General features: G+C 41.3%; 13 protein-coding genes. 8 read left to right on the top strand and 5 right to left on the bottom strand.

Annotation, left to right across the window (positions count from 1 at the left end):
• Positions 1 to 46: 46 nt before the first annotated feature.
• From SAE01_RS18025 to SAE01_RS18015, 3 genes are all read left to right on the top strand, one after another.
• On the top strand, positions 47 to 3313 hold the full coding sequence (locus tag SAE01_RS18025) for a SusC/RagA family TonB-linked outer membrane protein (protein WP_218029189.1): 3267 nt from the start codon (positions 47 to 49) through the stop codon (positions 3311 to 3313).
• Between the two features lie 24 nt (positions 3314 to 3337).
• Entirely contained in the window at positions 3338 to 4834 is a 1497-nt protein-coding gene (locus SAE01_RS18020) for a SusD/RagB family nutrient-binding outer membrane lipoprotein (RefSeq protein WP_147205195.1), read from the top strand.
• A gap of 152 nt (positions 4835 to 4986) precedes the next feature.
• Positions 4987 to 5424: a DUF1801 domain-containing protein gene (locus tag SAE01_RS18015; protein ID WP_147205194.1), complete on the top strand. Its 438-nt coding sequence runs from the start codon at positions 4987 to 4989 to the stop codon at positions 5422 to 5424.
• Positions 5425 to 5523: 99 nt separating this feature from the next.
• Here SAE01_RS18015 and SAE01_RS18010 read toward each other — a convergent pair whose 3' ends face one another.
• The gene (locus SAE01_RS18010; protein ID WP_147205193.1) at positions 5524 to 6204 is read right to left on the bottom strand and encodes a LytR/AlgR family response regulator transcription factor; all 681 of its coding nucleotides are present in this window, start codon (positions 6202 to 6204) and stop codon (positions 5524 to 5526) included.
• Positions 6205 to 6213: 9 nt separating this feature from the next.
• Entirely contained in the window at positions 6214 to 7758 is a 1545-nt protein-coding gene (locus SAE01_RS18005; RefSeq protein ID WP_147205192.1) for a sensor histidine kinase, read from the bottom strand.
• 260 nt (positions 7759 to 8018) lie between these two features.
• Here SAE01_RS18005 and SAE01_RS18000 point away from each other — a divergent pair, with 260 nt between their 5' ends.
• The 5 genes from SAE01_RS18000 to SAE01_RS17980 all read left to right on the top strand — a co-directional run bounded on the left by SAE01_RS18000 (position 8019) and on the right by SAE01_RS17980 (position 13601).
• A complete protein-coding gene (locus tag SAE01_RS18000) occupies positions 8019 to 10451 on the top strand; it encodes an outer membrane beta-barrel family protein (RefSeq protein ID WP_147205191.1) in 2433 nt (810 codons plus the stop codon).
• A 254-nt stretch (positions 10452 to 10705) separates the two neighbouring features.
• Complete coding sequence (locus SAE01_RS17995; RefSeq protein ID WP_147205190.1) at positions 10706 to 11620, top strand: ATP-binding cassette domain-containing protein; 915 nt, start codon at positions 10706 to 10708, stop codon at positions 11618 to 11620.
• Positions 11617 to 12381: an ABC transporter permease gene (locus SAE01_RS17990; RefSeq protein WP_147205189.1), complete on the top strand. Its 765-nt coding sequence runs from the start codon at positions 11617 to 11619 to the stop codon at positions 12379 to 12381. Before SAE01_RS17995 ends, SAE01_RS17990 begins: the two co-directional genes overlap by 4 nt.
• A 71-nt stretch (positions 12382 to 12452) precedes the next feature.
• On the top strand, positions 12453 to 12950 hold the full coding sequence (locus SAE01_RS17985; protein ID WP_147205188.1) for an ExbD/TolR family protein: 498 nt from the start codon (positions 12453 to 12455) through the stop codon (positions 12948 to 12950).
• 111 nt (positions 12951 to 13061) lie between these two features.
• Entirely contained in the window at positions 13062 to 13601 is a 540-nt protein-coding gene (locus tag SAE01_RS17980; protein WP_147205262.1) for a helix-turn-helix domain-containing protein, read from the top strand.
• 12 nt (positions 13602 to 13613) lie between these two features.
• On the opposite strand, the gene SAE01_RS17975 is transcribed toward SAE01_RS17980, so the two are convergent.
• The 3 genes from SAE01_RS17975 to SAE01_RS17965 form a co-directional block, all read right to left on the bottom strand.
• Positions 13614 to 14489, bottom strand: coding sequence for a hypothetical protein (locus tag SAE01_RS17975; RefSeq protein WP_147205187.1), 876 nt, complete (start codon positions 14487 to 14489; stop codon positions 13614 to 13616).
• Positions 14490 to 14651: 162 nt separating this feature from the next.
• Complete coding sequence (locus tag SAE01_RS17970; RefSeq protein WP_147205186.1) at positions 14652 to 15359, bottom strand: LytR/AlgR family response regulator transcription factor; 708 nt, start codon at positions 15357 to 15359, stop codon at positions 14652 to 14654.
• The gene (locus SAE01_RS17965) at positions 15331 to 16401 is read right to left on the bottom strand and encodes a sensor histidine kinase (protein WP_170234199.1); all 1071 of its coding nucleotides are present in this window, start codon (positions 16399 to 16401) and stop codon (positions 15331 to 15333) included. The genes SAE01_RS17970 and SAE01_RS17965 overlap by 29 nt, the downstream gene beginning before the upstream one ends.
• Between the last annotated feature and the right edge of the window lie 221 nt (positions 16402 to 16622).

Raw genomic sequence — 16622 nt, 5'->3', positions numbered from 1 at the left:
TTTGTTATTTTACCGGACTATTATTATTAGCTAAAACTACACCCTTATGAAGAAAAGTTACTTTTCGTTTCTCCTACGAATGGCAGGATCTTTTTTCCTGCTTTGCCTCATCCCAGGCTGGGCGGCGGCCCAACAAACGGTACGAGGTACCGTGTCAGGAGCGTCCGGCGAAGTACTCAATGGAGTTAGTGTACTTGTAAAAGGTACCAATCGCGGCGGCTCTACAGATGGCGCAGGGAAATTTGAGATTGCAGCAGGTCCGCAGTCTACCCTCGTATTCTCCTTTGTAGGATATGCCCCTAAGGAAGTGCTGGTGGGCAACCAGTCGGTAATCAACGTGACTCTCGAACCAGGTACCCAGAACTACAACGAAGTGGTTGTTACAGCCCTTGGTATAAAACGCGATAAAAAAGCACTGGGATACTCTGTACAGGAAATTGCCGGTGAGCAAGTATCCACAGCAAAGGAAGCAAACCTTGCCAATGCGCTGGCCGGAAAAATGGCCGGCGTGCAAGTAACCCGTTCTGCAAATGGAGCAGGCGGTTCTTCACGCGTGGTAATCAGGGGAACCAATTCACTTGTAGGAAACAGCCAGCCTCTATATGTCATCGATGGAATTCCAATGGATAACAGCAACCTGAATTCGCCTGGAAGCAGTGGCGGTATAGACTATGGCGATGGGATTTCGAACATAAATCCTGAGGATGTAGAGTCTATTTCTGTCTTAAAGGGACCAAATGCTGCAGCACTATATGGCCAGCGTGGAAGCAACGGGGTTGTCTTGATTACCACAAAATCCGGTAGAGCACGCAGAGGTATCGGTATAAAATACGGCGTTGATTACTCTTTGGGTAAAGCGCTTGTTTTACCCGATTTCCAGGATGAGTATGGGCAAGGGCTCGATGGCACGTTTACCAATTTCAGGGGAACAGATGGTAAGATTTATACCTGGTCAGCAGCACAAGCGGCGAACATCCAGGGCATGCCTAAAACAAGTGGCGGCCGCGACAGGTTCACCAGGGCAAGCTGGGGAGCAAGGATGCAAGGCCAGCAATACGAGGACCAGTGGGGGAATGTTTTAAGCTTCACACCTCAACCAAATACTTTCCAGCAATATTTCAAAACTGAAAGGCAGCTGATGAACAACCTAAGTTTGGAAGGTGGCAGCGACAATATCAACTATAGGTTGTCTTATGGTAATACAAACATTAACGGCTACACCCCCGGTAATACGCTAGGTCGAAATAACATAAGCCTGAGAACGGTTGCCAAGCTAACGCCGAAACTAGAGCTGGACGCCAAGGTGAATTACATCGATCAGAAAGGAGCAAACCGACCTACTGTTTCTGATGCAAGCGATAACCCCGCTTACATTTTTATCAGCCAACCGCGCAGTATTCCTATGAGCATTCTTGAAAATTCTGCCTGGACCGCTGCAGACTTAAGCAAACAGTTAGGTTACGGAACGGTACCATTTATTGGAATGGAGAAAACTTACGCTACCAATTCTTCCACTGCTAATCCGGCATGGACAAGGGACCATACTTATAACTCTGACGATCGCCAACGTGTACTTGGAATGGTAAGGCTGAGCTACCAATTCAACGACTGGATCAGGCTAACCGCTAAAACAGGAACCGATTTTTATACCGACCAGCGTTTCCGCTACAGAGAAAAAGGCACTTACCAAAGTGCAAACAAAAATGGTGATATAACCGAACAGGTTACACGAGTTCGTGAGGACAACAGCGATGTACTTTTATCGCTTTCACCAAAATTGCCCGGAAATGTTTCATTTGGCCTAAACCTCGGTGCGAACCACCAAAAGTTTTATGCAAGAACAACAGGTAATACAGGCAGTGAATTTATTGTTCCTAACTTATATGCAGTAAATAATACCCTGACCAATTCGTATGTATTTGGTTTGAGCCAGTCGTCAATCAACTCGGCCTATCTCTCAGGCCAGGTCGGTTATAAAGAATATCTATTCCTTGATTTCTCAGCAAGAAATGACTGGTCCTCTACCCTATCACCGGCAAATAATTCATTTTTCTACCCGGCAGTAAGTGCCAGTTATGTTATTACTGATGCATTTAAAATTAAGAGTGATGCTCTTAGCTTCTTAAAAGTCAGGGGATCGGTAGCTCAGGCAGGTAGTTCTGGTTCTCCTTACCAGCTAACAGGAACTTATTCGTTGGATCAGAATGCTCACGGTGGAGTTCCGTTAGCATCTTTTTCTTCGACCATTCCTGATCCTAACTTAAAAAATGAGTTAACCACCTCAACCGAATTTGGTTTGGAAGCAAGGTTCTTTAAAAATCGTGCAGGTCTTTCAGTGTCATACTACAATGCAAGTACGAAGAATCAAATTCTTGATGTGCCGTTGCCTCCATCAAGCACGTTTACTTCAAGACGTATCAATGCAGGAGAAATTCGCAACCATGGTATCGAACTAAGTCTAAACGCTACGCCTGTTAAAACAGCTTCAGGATTTAGATGGGATGCAACGGTCAATTTCTCAAAAAACAAAAACGAGGTGGTTGCGCTTGCTGAAGGTGTAGATACTTATGTGCTTGGAACCGACCGCGGAGTAAACGTAGTTGCAGAACCGGGAAAGCCATTTGGAACGATTGTAGGAAACGGTTTTCAATGGCTGCGCGATGAACAAGGCAACCGCCTGATCGATCCAACCACGGGCCTTCCTCTAAAATCAAATGGTAAAGTTCTTTACCCACTTGGCAATGCGCTACCTGATTGGATTGGAGGTTTTAATAACAGTTTTCGATTTAAAGGAATAACACTATCAGGCTTGATAGACGTAAGCCAGGGTGGTAAGATTTACTCACAAAGCTTGAGAGAAGAACTGGTATACGGAACCATCAAAAAAACATTACCCGGTCGCGATGGAACATATGTAGCCGACGGTGTGGTAGCTTCAAAAGGAGCAGATGGAATTTGGAAAGGCACAGGGCAGGCAAATACAAAACAAATTAAGGCACAAGACTACTGGAACGTGGTAGCACCCGATAAGGACAATGTTATCCCGGAAGAGATGTTGAACGATGCGAGCTACGTTATTTTCCGTGAATTCACGCTTAACTACCAGCTTCCTGCAAAGCTCGTTGGCCATACTCCCTTCAAAGGAATTCGCGCCGGTTTTTATGGACGCAACCTATTTTATCTGCAAAGAAAAACAGAAGGTTTTGCTCCTGAAGCATCTGCATTCAACGTAAATAATTCTTCGCTTGGTCTTGAATCAACGGCTTTGCCATTGCTTCGATATTTTGGAGTGAGCCTCAATGTGGAGCTTTAATCTTTAACTGAAATTATTATAAAAATGAAAAGTACCTATAAATTATTCATACTTACGGCTGCTATCAGCTTCCTGCAAGGTTGCACTAAAGACTTCGAAAAAATTAATACCCCACCCACTTCGGTTACTGTTATTGATCCCGGCCTTGTGTTTAGCAAAGTGCAGAAAGATGCCGCTTTTGCAGAAGGATACGAATATCCTAATAACCAGTTTGGCTCATGGATACAACAATGGGCAGGTGGTGTTTTGATTTCAAGTTCGAGGTATGTTGAACAAAGTGATAATGACACGTGGGCCGCACATTACACCTTAATCAGGAACATCAGCCAGATCCGCAACGAGATTTTAAAAGGTATGGAGAACGATCCGGCCGGACGAACAAAACTGGCAATGGCCAAAATTGTTGAGATAACTGTCTGGCAAAGACTTACCGATTTGTTTGGAGATGTACCTTATTCACAAACCGGACTTGGCGCTGAGGAGGTCAATTCAAAGCCTGCTTTCGATACACAAGAATCTATTTATAAATCATTGATAGCTAATATCAATACAGCAATGGGGCAACTAAATGCATCCGATGCAAGCTATGGGGCAGCGGACTTTTACTATAAAGGCGATGTTGCCAAATGGAAAAAGTATGCGAACTCTATCAAGTTAAGATTGGGGATGCGTATTCGTTATGCAGACCCCGCCTTGGCTCAAAAAACAGTTACAGAAGCAATGGCTCAGCCTTTAATGGAAAGCAATAGTGACAATGCAACTATACCGACTTATAATAACGCGACCAACGCTAACGTGCATCCGTTGCTAAACCATTTCCTGGCGGGTAGCCCTGACCTTAAATATTTAGCTGATGCCTTTGTTACGAAACTTGTAACGACGAACGATCCTCGTCTTCCACGCATAGCGCAGCCAACTGTAAATTCAGTAAAAGCAGGAACGCCGGGTTACAAAGGCATTGGTGTGGCGCTTACTGATGCACTATTGAAGAATGTTATCAAAGACGATTACTCTACCGCATCAACACTTACATTTTTCAATAGGAGCTATAGTCCTGCTATTCCCTGTATTGTAATGTCATTCTCTGATGTTTCTTTTTATAAAGCGGAAGCCGCTTTGGAAGGTTGGGGTGCCACTGTTGAGCAGGCAGAAGGTTTCTACCAGGCTGGTGTTAGAGCCGCATTGGCGCAAGAGCCTTATAACATAACCACTGTTCCCGCCAGCTTCACCGAACTTTCTTTTACCGGGTTAACGAAAGAACAGAAACTTGAAAAGATCGGCACTCAGAAATGGATCCAGTTGTTTGGACGTTCTTATGAGGCATTTACTGAATGGAGAAGAATGGGTTATCCTGCGTTGAAGCCCGGCCCATTTGCCGGATCAACAAACGGAACTATTCCCCGTCGCACGATTTATTCTTCCCGCGAAGCTTTGTTAAATGCAGAAAATTATAAAGCCGCTTCAGCAAGAATGTCGAACGGAGATACTTATGTTTCCAAAGTCTGGTGGGACAAGAGGTAAATTTTTCTTATAGTCAGATTAAAGCCGGTTGTCTTTAAAAGCAGCCAACCTGCTTTAATTTCCTTAAATAAAAAGTAGTTTTAAAAAGTGCTCGTACGTGACAAATTAAAACAGCTAGGCCTCAAAACAATCGTTAGTTTAAATTGCTTCTTATGGCAAAAAATAAGACAACCGAAACTGAAGTAAGTGTAGTTGATTTTATTAACTCGTATGTAGACAATGAACAAAAGAAAGCAGATAGTTTTCGATTGATCGAGTTAATGCAGGAATGGTCAGGCTTTGAGCCAAGAATGTGGGGCCCAACAATTATTGGCTTTGGTAGCTATCATTACAAGTATACGAGTGGACATGAGGGAGATGCTCCTCTCCTTGGTTTCTCCCCCCGAAAACCTGAATTCTCCCTCTATGTATATACTCCGGCAAAAGATAACAAACACCTGTTGGACAACTTAGGAAAGTTCAAAATGGGGAAAGCCTGCATATACATGAAGAAACTCTCTGACATCGATATACCAACCCTCGAGAAGTTATGCAAAGCGTCGATTGAGTATCTCAATGAACACCATGAATGTGCTTGCCGCGAGAACTAATTGCAGTAAGAAACCGTCGAATGCTTTTGATGATTTTTCGGTAATTTCAAAAAGAGGCTAAAATTCCTACATACCACAGGTAACGTGCTCGCTCTATCATCATTTCTTAAGGGCTGCAGAAAGATGATCGCTATACGCCTCACTTACGGGGATAACAGTCTTGTTTATAGTCACCTGTTGGCGTTCCACTTTGTCAATCTTATTAACTGCTACGACAAACGATCTGTGAACCCTTACAAACTTTTCAGCAGGAAGCAGACCAATTGCCTCAATAAAGGTGCTGCGTGAAAGTATGGTCTTATCCTTCAAAACAAACGTTACATAGTTCCCGGTTGCTTCCAGGTAAAGTATCTCATCGTACATCACTTTTACCTGTTCGTAACCATTTTTTATATATAGGTGATCTACAGTTTCGGTGCCATTTCTAAAATTATAAAGTTCGTAAGCTTTGTTGCATCCCTTCAAAAACCTGGATAACGAAAAAGGTTTTAAGAGGTAGTCAACCGCATCCATTTCAAAGCTGGTAACTGCATACTCGCTATAAGCTGTGGTAAAAATTACAAGCGGCTTTTTGCTTAGGCTATTAAAGAATTCCAGGCCGGAGATGTCGGGCATTTTTATGTCGAGAAATAAAAGGTCCGGTTGCTCTTTCTGTAAGTATTCGAGCGCTTTAAATGCATCTGTAAAGGTTGCCGTCAAGTCAAGGAAAGGAACCTTTGAAGCATGCGACTTTATAATCTCCAACGCTATCGGTTCATCGTCTATGGCAATAGCTCTCATGTCGTAAGATTAAGATGATTTTGCCAATTCTATCGTAAGGTGTACAAAAAAATCTTTGCTGGTTTCCCGAATTATCAATTCATGATTATTAGGATAAAAAAGCTTCAAACGCTGCTTTACGTTTTCTAACCCAATACCGCTTTTGTCTTTCTCGGGATCATTATCTCTAGCAGCATGTTTACTATTGTGCACATCAAAGTAGAGTGTATTTGCTTTTATTTCTAACGTCACTTTTATATGCGATTGTTCTCGAAAACTGATGCCATGTTTGAAAGCATTCTCAACAAAAGGTATCAATAACATGGGCGCGATCTGGAACAGGTTTTCCCGGTCCTGTATTTCAGTTTGTATCTGTACAATTGGATTTGCGTCCGTACGCAACCGTTGCAAGCTGATATAATTATTCAGGTAATCAATCTCTCTTGCTAACGAGATTTTATCCTGCATATTTTCCTGCAGCATAAACCGCATCATATCGCCAAGCTTTTGGATGCCCTCACTTGTTCTATCTGCATTTTCTTGTATAGCTGTTCCGTAAAGCGTGTTTAGAGCATTGAACAAAAAATGGGGATTTATTTGCGAACGAAGAAAATCAACGCTTGCGCTAGATCTCTTCAATTCTTTTTGCAACACGTTTATTTCTTCATTCCCTTTTAAATGTCTTTTGTACGCTGCCCAGGTGACTGGTACCGTAACAAAAAGCTGAAAAAATGTATTGAAGGCAGCATACCCTAACCCTGTATCATCCGCCCCTGAGGGAAGTGCAAATGCAAGGTATACCACGAAGAAAGCAATGAACAGAATAAAGGCGCTTCTGAGCACATAGGAAAAGAACTTTCCTTTGTTGCCGGCCATGGAGCGTGGAATTAATCTATAAAAAGAAAAGAGGTAGAGTGCAATGGCTGATGGGATCACGATGGCCCAGCCAATAATGATATCGATCTCCGCACGTCCAAACCTAAACATGATTAGCACAACTGCCCAAATCATGGCAGCAACGATGGCTTCCTTTCTAAGGAAACGATATTTAGCTTCGACCGTTTCTGCTTTAGCAAGCAGGCGGATAGCTGCATACTTTGTTGCCGTATAAATTAAGAGCATAGAAATGATTGTAAATGCATCCCCAACTGCATCGAGAAAAAGCCGTTGGTCAATTTGATCCCTTTTTCCGGAGGCGTACAGGTATTCACGCAAATGGGTGGCAGTAACAGCAAACATTATTGTCAGGGCTATGAAGACCAACACAAACAATACGATATTGCGCACGACGAATTCTTTCTTTAGCAGGGATGGAATGATGATAAAATTAAGCGCCACCAGTGCGATATAAAGCCCCACATGCCGTATCAATTGGGGAAGGAAATAATTTCCGTAGAAGTCAAATGGCATTTTCACCTGTTCAAAAAACACCCGGTATGGTGCATCGGCAAACTGCCTGTCATCCCACTCGAAGACATCGCGTACGAAGAAAAATATTACAAAAGCAAAAATGGTAGTAATGGCCCAGAATTCGATGCGGGTAAAGGTTGTAGGTTTTTTAAATAATTCTCTCATACTATGTCTTATGCTGCAATGCTAGTTTATAGGCAAGACATAGATATATCAAAAGTGACGAAACACCCACAAAATGTGACAAGTGCCTGGTGTCGTTTGCTAACCAAAACTTTCCACTGTTTATAGTCCTGCCCCAGTACCTCCTTTTTCCATAAAACACTTTCCGTCACATAATAAAAGTCATTCGACACATACCATTCCTGCTACGCATCATTGTAGCCTAACCTTGTTTGATTATTACAAAAAACAAATCAAACATTATGAAGTTTTACGTTTTACTATCATGCATTATTCTTTTTCTATCCAACGTAAGCGCTCAAAATGCAGGAACGGTTTCGGGCAATGTGAGCAATAACAACAAAGCAGCAGAAGGTGCAACAGTTGCGCTTTTAAAAGCAAAAGATTCAGCCACAATTAAACTTTCGGTCACCAGTAAAGAAGGACTTTTCAGCTTTGAAAATGTAGCTAACGGAAAGTACCTGGTATCAGTAACGACCGTTGGGCATAGAAAAAGTTTCTCGCGTCTTTTTGAAATTACGCCCAGCGCACCACGAGTTCTGCTGCCGACCGTCAACCTCATTGCCTTACCAAAAGCTCTGGCGGACGTGAATGTTACGACTAAGCGTGCGCTTGTAGAACAACGCATAGATAGAACAATAGTAAATGTGGATGCGTCGATCACAAACGTTGGCACCTCAGCACTGGAAGTATTGGAAAAATCTCCCGGTGTTTCAGTTGACAGGGATGGTAATATTAGTTTAAAAGGAAAGGCAGGTGTGTTGGTAATGGTTGATGGCAGGCCAACGCAACTAGGCGGAGCGGATCTCGCAAACCTTTTGCGTACTATGAACTCCAACCAACTCGATCAAATTGAAATAATGACAAACCCACCCGCACGGTACGATGCCGCGGGAAATGCAGGCATTATCAATATTAAAACAAAGAAGACGGTTACTGCCGGGTACAACGGTTCTGCAAGTGTAGCCTATTCCCAGGGCCGATACCCTAAAACAACAGAAGGCATGAACTTCAACTATAGAGAAGGCAAAGTGAACCTCTTCACCAATCTGAGCCATAACTACCAGAAACGATTTTCGATACTTTCAATTGATAGAAACATTTTCGACAGCAATACAAATTCTGTAGAGAATATCTTCAACCAGGAGGCTAATAGAATTTCGGCTGGCAATTCTTATAACGCAAAAATCGGAGTTGATTTTTTTGCCACTAAGAAAACAACACTGGGCGCGGTTGTAAATGTGAATTCACGGGGGATGTCATCAAACAACCCAAATATCACGAATATCTCAAACGCTGCTAAAACCCTTCAAAGTATAACAAGGGCCGAAGTTGGAAACGAGACAGATTGGAATAGCATCAGCACCAATGTAAACTTCCGCACCGTGCTTGATAAGACGGGCAAAGAAATCACTTCAGATATTGACTTTGCAAAACACACGATGGACAATAACCTGTTTATGGTTAATTCTTATACCGATGCAACTGGTAATCCATATAGAAAAGCAGACACCCTAACAGGACTATTACCACAACAAATAAATGTATACAGTGCGAGGGTAGATTACCTACACCCTTTGAAGAAGAACGCGAGATTTGAAGCGGGTATAAAAAGTAGCGTAGTAAAAACAGACAACAACGCAAATTACGATAGCATACAATATGGAAGAGTCTCGCATGACTTTAATCGTAGCAACCATTTCGTTTACGAAGAGAACATCGATGCTGCTTATGCAAATTTCAGCACACCTTTATCTAAAAAAATAACTGCCCAATTTGGCCTACGGGTAGAAAATACAAATGCAAAAGGAAGACAAAGAACTACAGGCGAAAAATTCGACAGGCATTACACCCAGTTATTTCCTACCGCGTATTTGCAGTACAAAATCAATGATAAAAACAGCTTTGGTGCAAACCTCGGAAGAAGAGTTAGCCGCCCGAGTTATCAAAGCCTAAACCCTTTTATTAAGTTCATAGATCGCTACACTTTTAGCCAGGGCAACCCGAACCTGAGGCCATCGATCAGTAACAATTTCGAGCTATCACATACCTGGAAAAATCAAATCACTACGACGATAAACTACACGAATATAAAAGACGTAATAGAGGAAGTAATCCAACAGAAAGGACAGGAAGCTTACAATATGCCTGCAAATGTTTCATCTCTTAACCAGTTTGGTATTGCCGTAAATGCAAACACACCCATCGCCAAGTGGTGGACAAGCAGCATCAACTTAAATGTGTATAACGACAACTATAAAGGAGCGATTAACGGCACTTCCATCAACAGGGCGGCCACCAGTTTTACCGTCACCGGAACGCAGCAGTTTAAGGTAAACAAAACACTCACTGCTGAGGTAAATGGCAGGTTTAGAAATGGTTGGCTGGAAGGTATTATGCGAGTGAGGCCGGTAGGTTTTATTGGTGCGGGACTTAGTCAACAGGTTTTAAAAACAAAGGGAATGCTGCGCTTAACAGCACGCGATATTTTCTGGACACAAAGATTAAAAGGCGTGACTCAATATGGTAATGTAGACTTTGAAATGCGCCAGGTTAGCGAAACGCAAGTTGTAACCCTTGGCTTCTCGTACAGCTTTAGCAAAGGAAAAAAGATTGCACCCGTAAAAAGAACTGCAGGCAGTGCTAACGAGGAGCAAAACCGTATCGGTCAATAGGAGCATGTTGTTAATTTGTTTGTAGCCGGCATAACATCATTATTAAACATTGTTGTGTCACACACTTGTACCTCACTCTATGCTTCGACTTGGGAGGAGGAACGACGAAGCAACCCGCTTTTCTATTATCAACAGCTCTGTTCCTCGCAATGACGAATGTTGAAATGTGCGACGCAACAATGATCTATCCGTGTTCCAAATGCTTGTATGGATAGAGAAAGCAAAACCATAACACCCTTTAAATCAAAAACGCAATGGCTAATGCGCCAGTAATAAAAACGACGGGCCTCTCCTATCACTATTCGAAGGAAGCGCAAACCTTATTCGACATTAATCTACATGTTGAAAAAGGAAGCATTTACGGCTTTCTTGGTCCTAATGGATCCGGGAAAACAACCACGCTAAGTCTCCTGCTTGGCCTGCTAGGCAACCAACAAGGAGATATTGAAATCTTTGGCCAACACTTACATTCTAACAGGATTGATATTCTAAAAAAGATCGGTTCATTGGTTGAAACACCTTCCCTATATGCTCACCTTACAGCAAAGGAAAATCTCGAAATTTATCGGACGGTATACGGTGCGTCAAAAGAACGAGTGAATGAAGTTTTGAAAATTACCGGTATTGAAGGGACGGGCCAGAAGACAGTAAAAAAGTTCTCATTAGGGATGAAGCAACGGCTATCAATTGCATTGGCCCTTTTGCCTAACCCTGAACTTTTAATACTCGATGAACCTTCAAACGGTTTAGATCCTGCCGGCATTATTGAGCTTCGGGAACTAATTAAAAGATTGAACAAAGACTACGGCATGACAATACTTATCTCGAGCCACTTGTTGATTGAAGTAGAGAAAATGGTAAGTCATGTTGGAATTATTTTCAAGGGAAAAATGTTATTCCAGGGCTCTTTGGCAGAATTGCATTTATTCGAGCAAAAAGGTTCAAAGCTGTTAGTCGATACATCTGATAACGAGGCGGCGTTAAAGCTGTTGCAGGAGCATCATCCTGAATGGGTTGGTAATACACTAGCTCTCCCCTTAAAGGATAGGGAACAGATAGCATGCATAAACAGAACCCTTACCCAAAACAACCTTGATGTATATCTTCTTCACCCGAAGGAGAATAATCTCGAACAATTATTTATTGACCTTACATCAACGAAATCATGAGCCTACTGATATCACTGCGGTCTGAAGTTTTTAAAACTAAACGGACCGTCTCGCTATATTTTACTCTTGCCGCTGCGGCATTTGGTCCTCTTATGTCTATGCTGGATCTCATTTTTGATGGTGTCGATAAGGATCATCAAAAAGACATCTTCAACGAGATGTTTACAACGAAGTTTCAGATGACAAGCGCGGTGGTGCTTCCCATGTTTATAATACTTATTTGTACCCTATTGCCGCAAATCGAGTATAAAAATAACACGTGGAAGCAAGTGCTTGCTTCACCCCAACTCAAACCCAATGTATTCTTCGCAAAGTTTGTAAACATCCAGTTGCTCATATTTCTATTCATCGTCACCAACCAGTTACTCATGTTTGCAGATGCAGTTATCCTTCATTTTATGGAGCCATCGTTGCATGTATTAAATCAGCCGCTAAATGTGTCGGCAATGTTTGCTACACTCGCAAACGGTTATGTTGCTCTACTTGCTATGAGTGCTATACATTTTTGGTTAGGAATACGATATAAAAACTTCATTATTCCTGTAGCCATTGGTATAGCCTTTTGGTTCATTGGCTCCATCTTAGTGATGCAAACTAAGCTCCTCTTCACTGAATACTTCCCGTATAGCTTTCACATGTTTGTCAGCTTTAAGGAATTCCAGCTAAAGCATCTTAACACCATCCGCTTTACCTCCGTTGCTTACACACTTTTGTTTCTCTTCATTGGCTTTAGGGATTTCCGGAAAAAGAGCATGAATTGATTGAAAGTGGTTTATTAAGGAACGGAATATGGAATTCTTCTAACCAGGCATCTTAGAAGAAACCTTACACTATGGCAGATATTTCTTCCGGCGAAAGCCACAAAAAACAAACGGCTGGTACTCCTAAAACAAAAAAGTTATCAACGAGAGTCGACCTTACTCCAATGGTAGATCTCGGGTTCCTTTTAATTACCTTTTTTATATTTACTACGACTATGAGTCAGCCAACTACTATGAGACTAGTGTTGCCTGATGATACAGGTGAAGCAATGCCTACTAAAGAAAGCGGAGCATTGACTTTACTACCCTCTTCTAATGGGTCTGTATATTTTTACGAAGGAGCCTTGGAGAAGGGCAAGTTCAAGGTATCCAACCTTGAAGAAATACGTAATCTCATCCTCATCAAAAAGAGGAGAACTTCGGAAAAAGACTTTTTCGTTATCATCAAACCGGGCAATGCTTGCGTGTACCGCGATGTGGTTAATGTGCTGGACGAGATGACGATAAATGACGTAAAAAGGTATGCAATAGCAGATATATCAAACGAGGAAGAAGGGCTGATGAAGTAACAAAGTAGCTATACAAAATCATTCACTTATTATGCGTTTATGAAGTTGTTGAACTGCAGTAGTACTTTTGCCTTACTGTAATTTGAGCTTATGCACCTCTACATAAAAAACATGGTATGCAACAGATGCATACTGGTTGTAAAACAGGAATTGGAAAAACTGAATATAGAAAGTCGTACTGTTTCCTTAGGAGAAGTAGAGACCGAAAATGAATTACCTAAAGAAACAGTTGAGCAACTCGCCCACAACCTGGCTTCACTCGGTTTTGAATTGCTCGACAATAGCAAACAACAGTTAATCGAGAAGATAAAGAACATAGTAATTAACCAAGTCCATCATAGCGAGGAAGCAAGCAACCACAACTTTTCAGAAGTACTTTCCAACGCTCTTCATAAAGATTACTCTTACCTAAGCAGCCTGTTCTCAGAAGTTGAAGGAGTTACGATCGAAAAGTATATCATCAACCAAAAAATTGAGAAGGTTAAGGAGCTTATTATCTATGACGAATTGAGCTTAAGCGAAATTGCCTATAAACTTAACTATAGCAGTGTAGCCCATCTTTCCAACCAATTTAAAAAAGTAACAGGGCTAACTCCAAGCCATTTTAAAAAGGTGGGTGAACAGAAAAGAAAACCACTTGATAAAGTATGACGTCGGAATGAACTATACCCTTTCGTTCCGCAAAGAGCTTTCATATTCCATGTTCAGCGTTGAAGAACTTTTTGAAATTTTACTACTTGTTTGATTTCTAAATTGTGAAAGTACCAACGCTACACCGCAAAACAGCAATGCATCAAAGGCACTTACTACACGATTGCCACGGCCTGCATAAGGGTCCGCAATTGCATTGGGCACATGAAGTGAAATAAACCATAGGAAAAGCATAAGAGCCAGAAGTAATGCAACAGGCTTTAAATATATTTTGAACAATATTGCTATTCCCGATAGAATGAGTGCGGCGCCACCAAAATAGCTCCAGAAAGTAGGCATGCCGTACCACCTTGGCACCATAAACGATATGTCGTACGCAAAGTGATTGCATCCAAATAAGATGATTGTCGTGCAAAAAAATATCCTTCCTATCAGGGTCAGTTTTCGATCAGCAGATGTAGAAAAGTTATTCTTACCAGGTACGGAAGAGTTGTGTAAAAAAGATCCTGCAATTACAAATGCTCCACCGGTAAAAGCTAATTCTTTCAATACATCTCCCCACGACCCGAGATGGCTTAGCTTATGAGGATAAACGAAAAGAAGATACGGAATATGACTAACAATGATGAGAGCCAGAAAGTAGAAGCCAAGATACAGAGCTGTCTTTTTTCTGATATCGTCACTCACTTTAAACACTCCTGCAATGATGAGCCCTACAACAACCATGATTACTCCGGTCACTATTGGTAGCGCAGCTATTGTATGAGCCCATGTAGGAAATCCCGGTACTATTTGCGGACGAAAATCTTTGATAATAATTTGCTGTACTCCATAGGCTACGATGCCTACACTAAAAAACAAGCGGCCGGTTTTTATAAGTTTGTTCATTTCTGAAGTTTTTTATTTGCTCTGGCGTTAAGTTCATCAAAAAGGTTAAAACCTTCGATGCTAATCAACGAACAACATGTTTGTAAGAACGAACAGCAATTAATGCGGCAAAATTCTTTGCGGTCTTAAGACGCCGATTACTCAGTTTAAACGATAAAAAACTCATTTCTCTAAATCAGCATAGACTTGTTCTTTATAGCTTCTGCCAATTGGAATAAGGCGTCCCTTGATTTCAATATCGGTTGCAGAAAACGAGTCTACTTTATCTTTTGCAACAATGAAAGAACGGTGAATGCGAAGGAAATTCTTGTTCTTTAGAAGGTCTTCAGTTTGTCCCAGCTGGAATTTTGTGAGGATTGATTTTTCACTGGAAACAATTTTAATGTACTCCTTCAAACTCTCGATGTAGAGGATTTCATCAAGAAACATTTTCACCTTCTTTTTTCCAACATTAAAAAATAAGTACGCTCTCTCGCCAGCCATTTGCCCATCCGCTATTGGTTGGGAACTTTCGATTAGTTGACTTGCTTTGTTTACGGCGTTTATAAATCGTCTGAAGTCAATGGGCTTGAGCAGGTAGTCCACTACATTCATTTCGTAGCCTTGCAGCGCATATTCCTGGTACGCAGTAGTAATAATTATTCTTGGAGGATTATCGAGTGTTTTTATAAAGTCGAGACCTTTTAATTTAGGTAGGTGAATATCTAAAAAGATGAGTGTAACTTTTTCTCTTTGCAATACTTCCAGCGCAGAAATTGCATCGTGACACGTACTTACTAGTTGTAAAAACGGAACCTGGCTTATATAGTCTTCAAGTACTTCTGTTGCCAACGGTTCGTCTTCAACGATGAGGCAAGTTATTTTTTGCATAGCTTTTAAGGTTAACAGTCAATAACACAATAAAAAGGGCATCCTCATTCCGTACCTGTAGGTCATGTTCTGTGTACAACAGCTCCAATTGCCTTTTCACGTTGTGCAGACCAATAGTTGCACCTGCAGGCGTATGCTCGTTGTTTTCTTTTGTATTCTTCACGCTAAATGTAAGCATGCTGTCCTGCACTTTCATTTTGAGATCAATCATCGATGCGAACCTGCTTTCACTAGCACCGTGCTTAAATGCATTCTCAACAAACGGCAATAAAAGTAAGGGAGAGATTAATTGCTGTTCATCTGTTACATCTTTACAAAAACTCAAGGTAAGCCTGTCGTTATATCGTATTCTTTCCAAATCGATATAATCTTCAAGCATTTTAATCTCCTCAGCTAATGTGATCAGGGGTTTAGCGGCGTCATACAACATAAAGCGCAACAGCTTTGACAACTTCATTACTACCTCAGGAGTTTCATCAGACTTTTTCCTTGCAAGGGCATAAATGTTATTGAGCGTATTGAATAGAAAGTGAGGATTGGTTTGATTTCGAAGATATTTTAATTCAGTTTCCAGCTTTTCTCTAACCAGGCTTTGCTCTACTTTCTCTCTCCGCAATTGTTGCCTGATTTGTTTCAAAGCAATGGCCGCTGCCGACACAAATCCTATATCCATTAACGCAACAGGAAACGCAAGAGGATAAAAAAATGAAGTAGTAGCGCCATCCCAACCGTAAATAACAGGATTAACAAAAAAGAAGACTAGCGCTCTATAGAGCAGCAGAGTTAGCAGCAAGGCAAAAAGAGAATACATAGCTCCTTTTTTCTGAAAGCCCTCGCTAATCATTTTATTAAGTGTGGTATAAAGAATAAAATACGTGAATAGTAGTTTGGGCAAAAGCAATAAGAGACCGTTGTAAAAGGATAGTGTAAGATTTCTTTCTGTAGAGTCTTGAAGCCGGGTAGTATTTAAAAGAAAAATCAACAGAACATCCTGGAACAAATAGGCCACCCAGAAAAATATATGCAGCAAGGCTCTTCTCATATTTTTATAAAATTCATTAAAAAAAGTCAATAGTAAGAAGCATGTTGCCGACAGCATTTTTCATCCTATAAATAACCTTTTGAACCAGCTGAGTCGCAAATCTGACCAAATTCAAGCCTAGTCCTTACCTGTTCTTTTACTTAGTAACGAAACAGAGCTGAAAAACATTCAAAGCATCAAGGAACAATTGTCCTTCACCACAGTACTACAAAAGCCTAATT

Origin of the sequence: Segetibacter aerophilus (assembly GCF_007991655.1) — a bacterium.
Lineage (GTDB): Bacteria > Bacteroidota > Bacteroidia > Chitinophagales > Chitinophagaceae > Segetibacter > Segetibacter aerophilus.
This window is presented reverse-complemented; position numbering and strand designations above follow the sequence as displayed.

Excerpts from the sequence above, each read along its gene's own strand:
- SAE01_RS18025 (WP_218029189.1), top strand. The coding sequence starts at position 47 with ATGAAGAAAAGTTACTTTTCGTTTCTCCTACGAATGGCAGGATCTTTT.
- SAE01_RS18020 (WP_147205195.1), top strand. The coding sequence starts at position 3,338 with ATGAAAAGTACCTATAAATTATTCATACTTACGGCTGCTATCAGCTTC.
- SAE01_RS18015 (WP_147205194.1), top strand. The coding sequence starts at position 4,987 with ATGGCAAAAAATAAGACAACCGAAACTGAAGTAAGTGTAGTTGATTTT.
- SAE01_RS18010 (WP_147205193.1), bottom strand. The coding sequence starts at position 6,204 with ATGAGAGCTATTGCCATAGACGATGAACCGATAGCGTTGGAGATTATA.
- SAE01_RS18005 (WP_147205192.1), bottom strand. The coding sequence starts at position 7,758 with ATGAGAGAATTATTTAAAAAACCTACAACCTTTACCCGCATCGAATTC.
- SAE01_RS18000 (WP_147205191.1), top strand. The coding sequence starts at position 8,019 with ATGAAGTTTTACGTTTTACTATCATGCATTATTCTTTTTCTATCCAAC.
- SAE01_RS17995 (WP_147205190.1), top strand. The coding sequence starts at position 10,706 with ATGGCTAATGCGCCAGTAATAAAAACGACGGGCCTCTCCTATCACTAT.
- SAE01_RS17990 (WP_147205189.1), top strand. The coding sequence starts at position 11,617 with ATGAGCCTACTGATATCACTGCGGTCTGAAGTTTTTAAAACTAAACGG.
- SAE01_RS17985 (WP_147205188.1), top strand. The coding sequence starts at position 12,453 with ATGGCAGATATTTCTTCCGGCGAAAGCCACAAAAAACAAACGGCTGGT.
- SAE01_RS17980 (WP_147205262.1), top strand. The coding sequence starts at position 13,062 with ATGGTATGCAACAGATGCATACTGGTTGTAAAACAGGAATTGGAAAAA.
- SAE01_RS17975 (WP_147205187.1), bottom strand. The coding sequence starts at position 14,489 with ATGAACAAACTTATAAAAACCGGCCGCTTGTTTTTTAGTGTAGGCATC.
- SAE01_RS17970 (WP_147205186.1), bottom strand. The coding sequence starts at position 15,359 with ATGCAAAAAATAACTTGCCTCATCGTTGAAGACGAACCGTTGGCAACA.
- SAE01_RS17965 (WP_170234199.1), bottom strand. The coding sequence starts at position 16,401 with ATGAGAAGAGCCTTGCTGCATATATTTTTCTGGGTGGCCTATTTGTTC.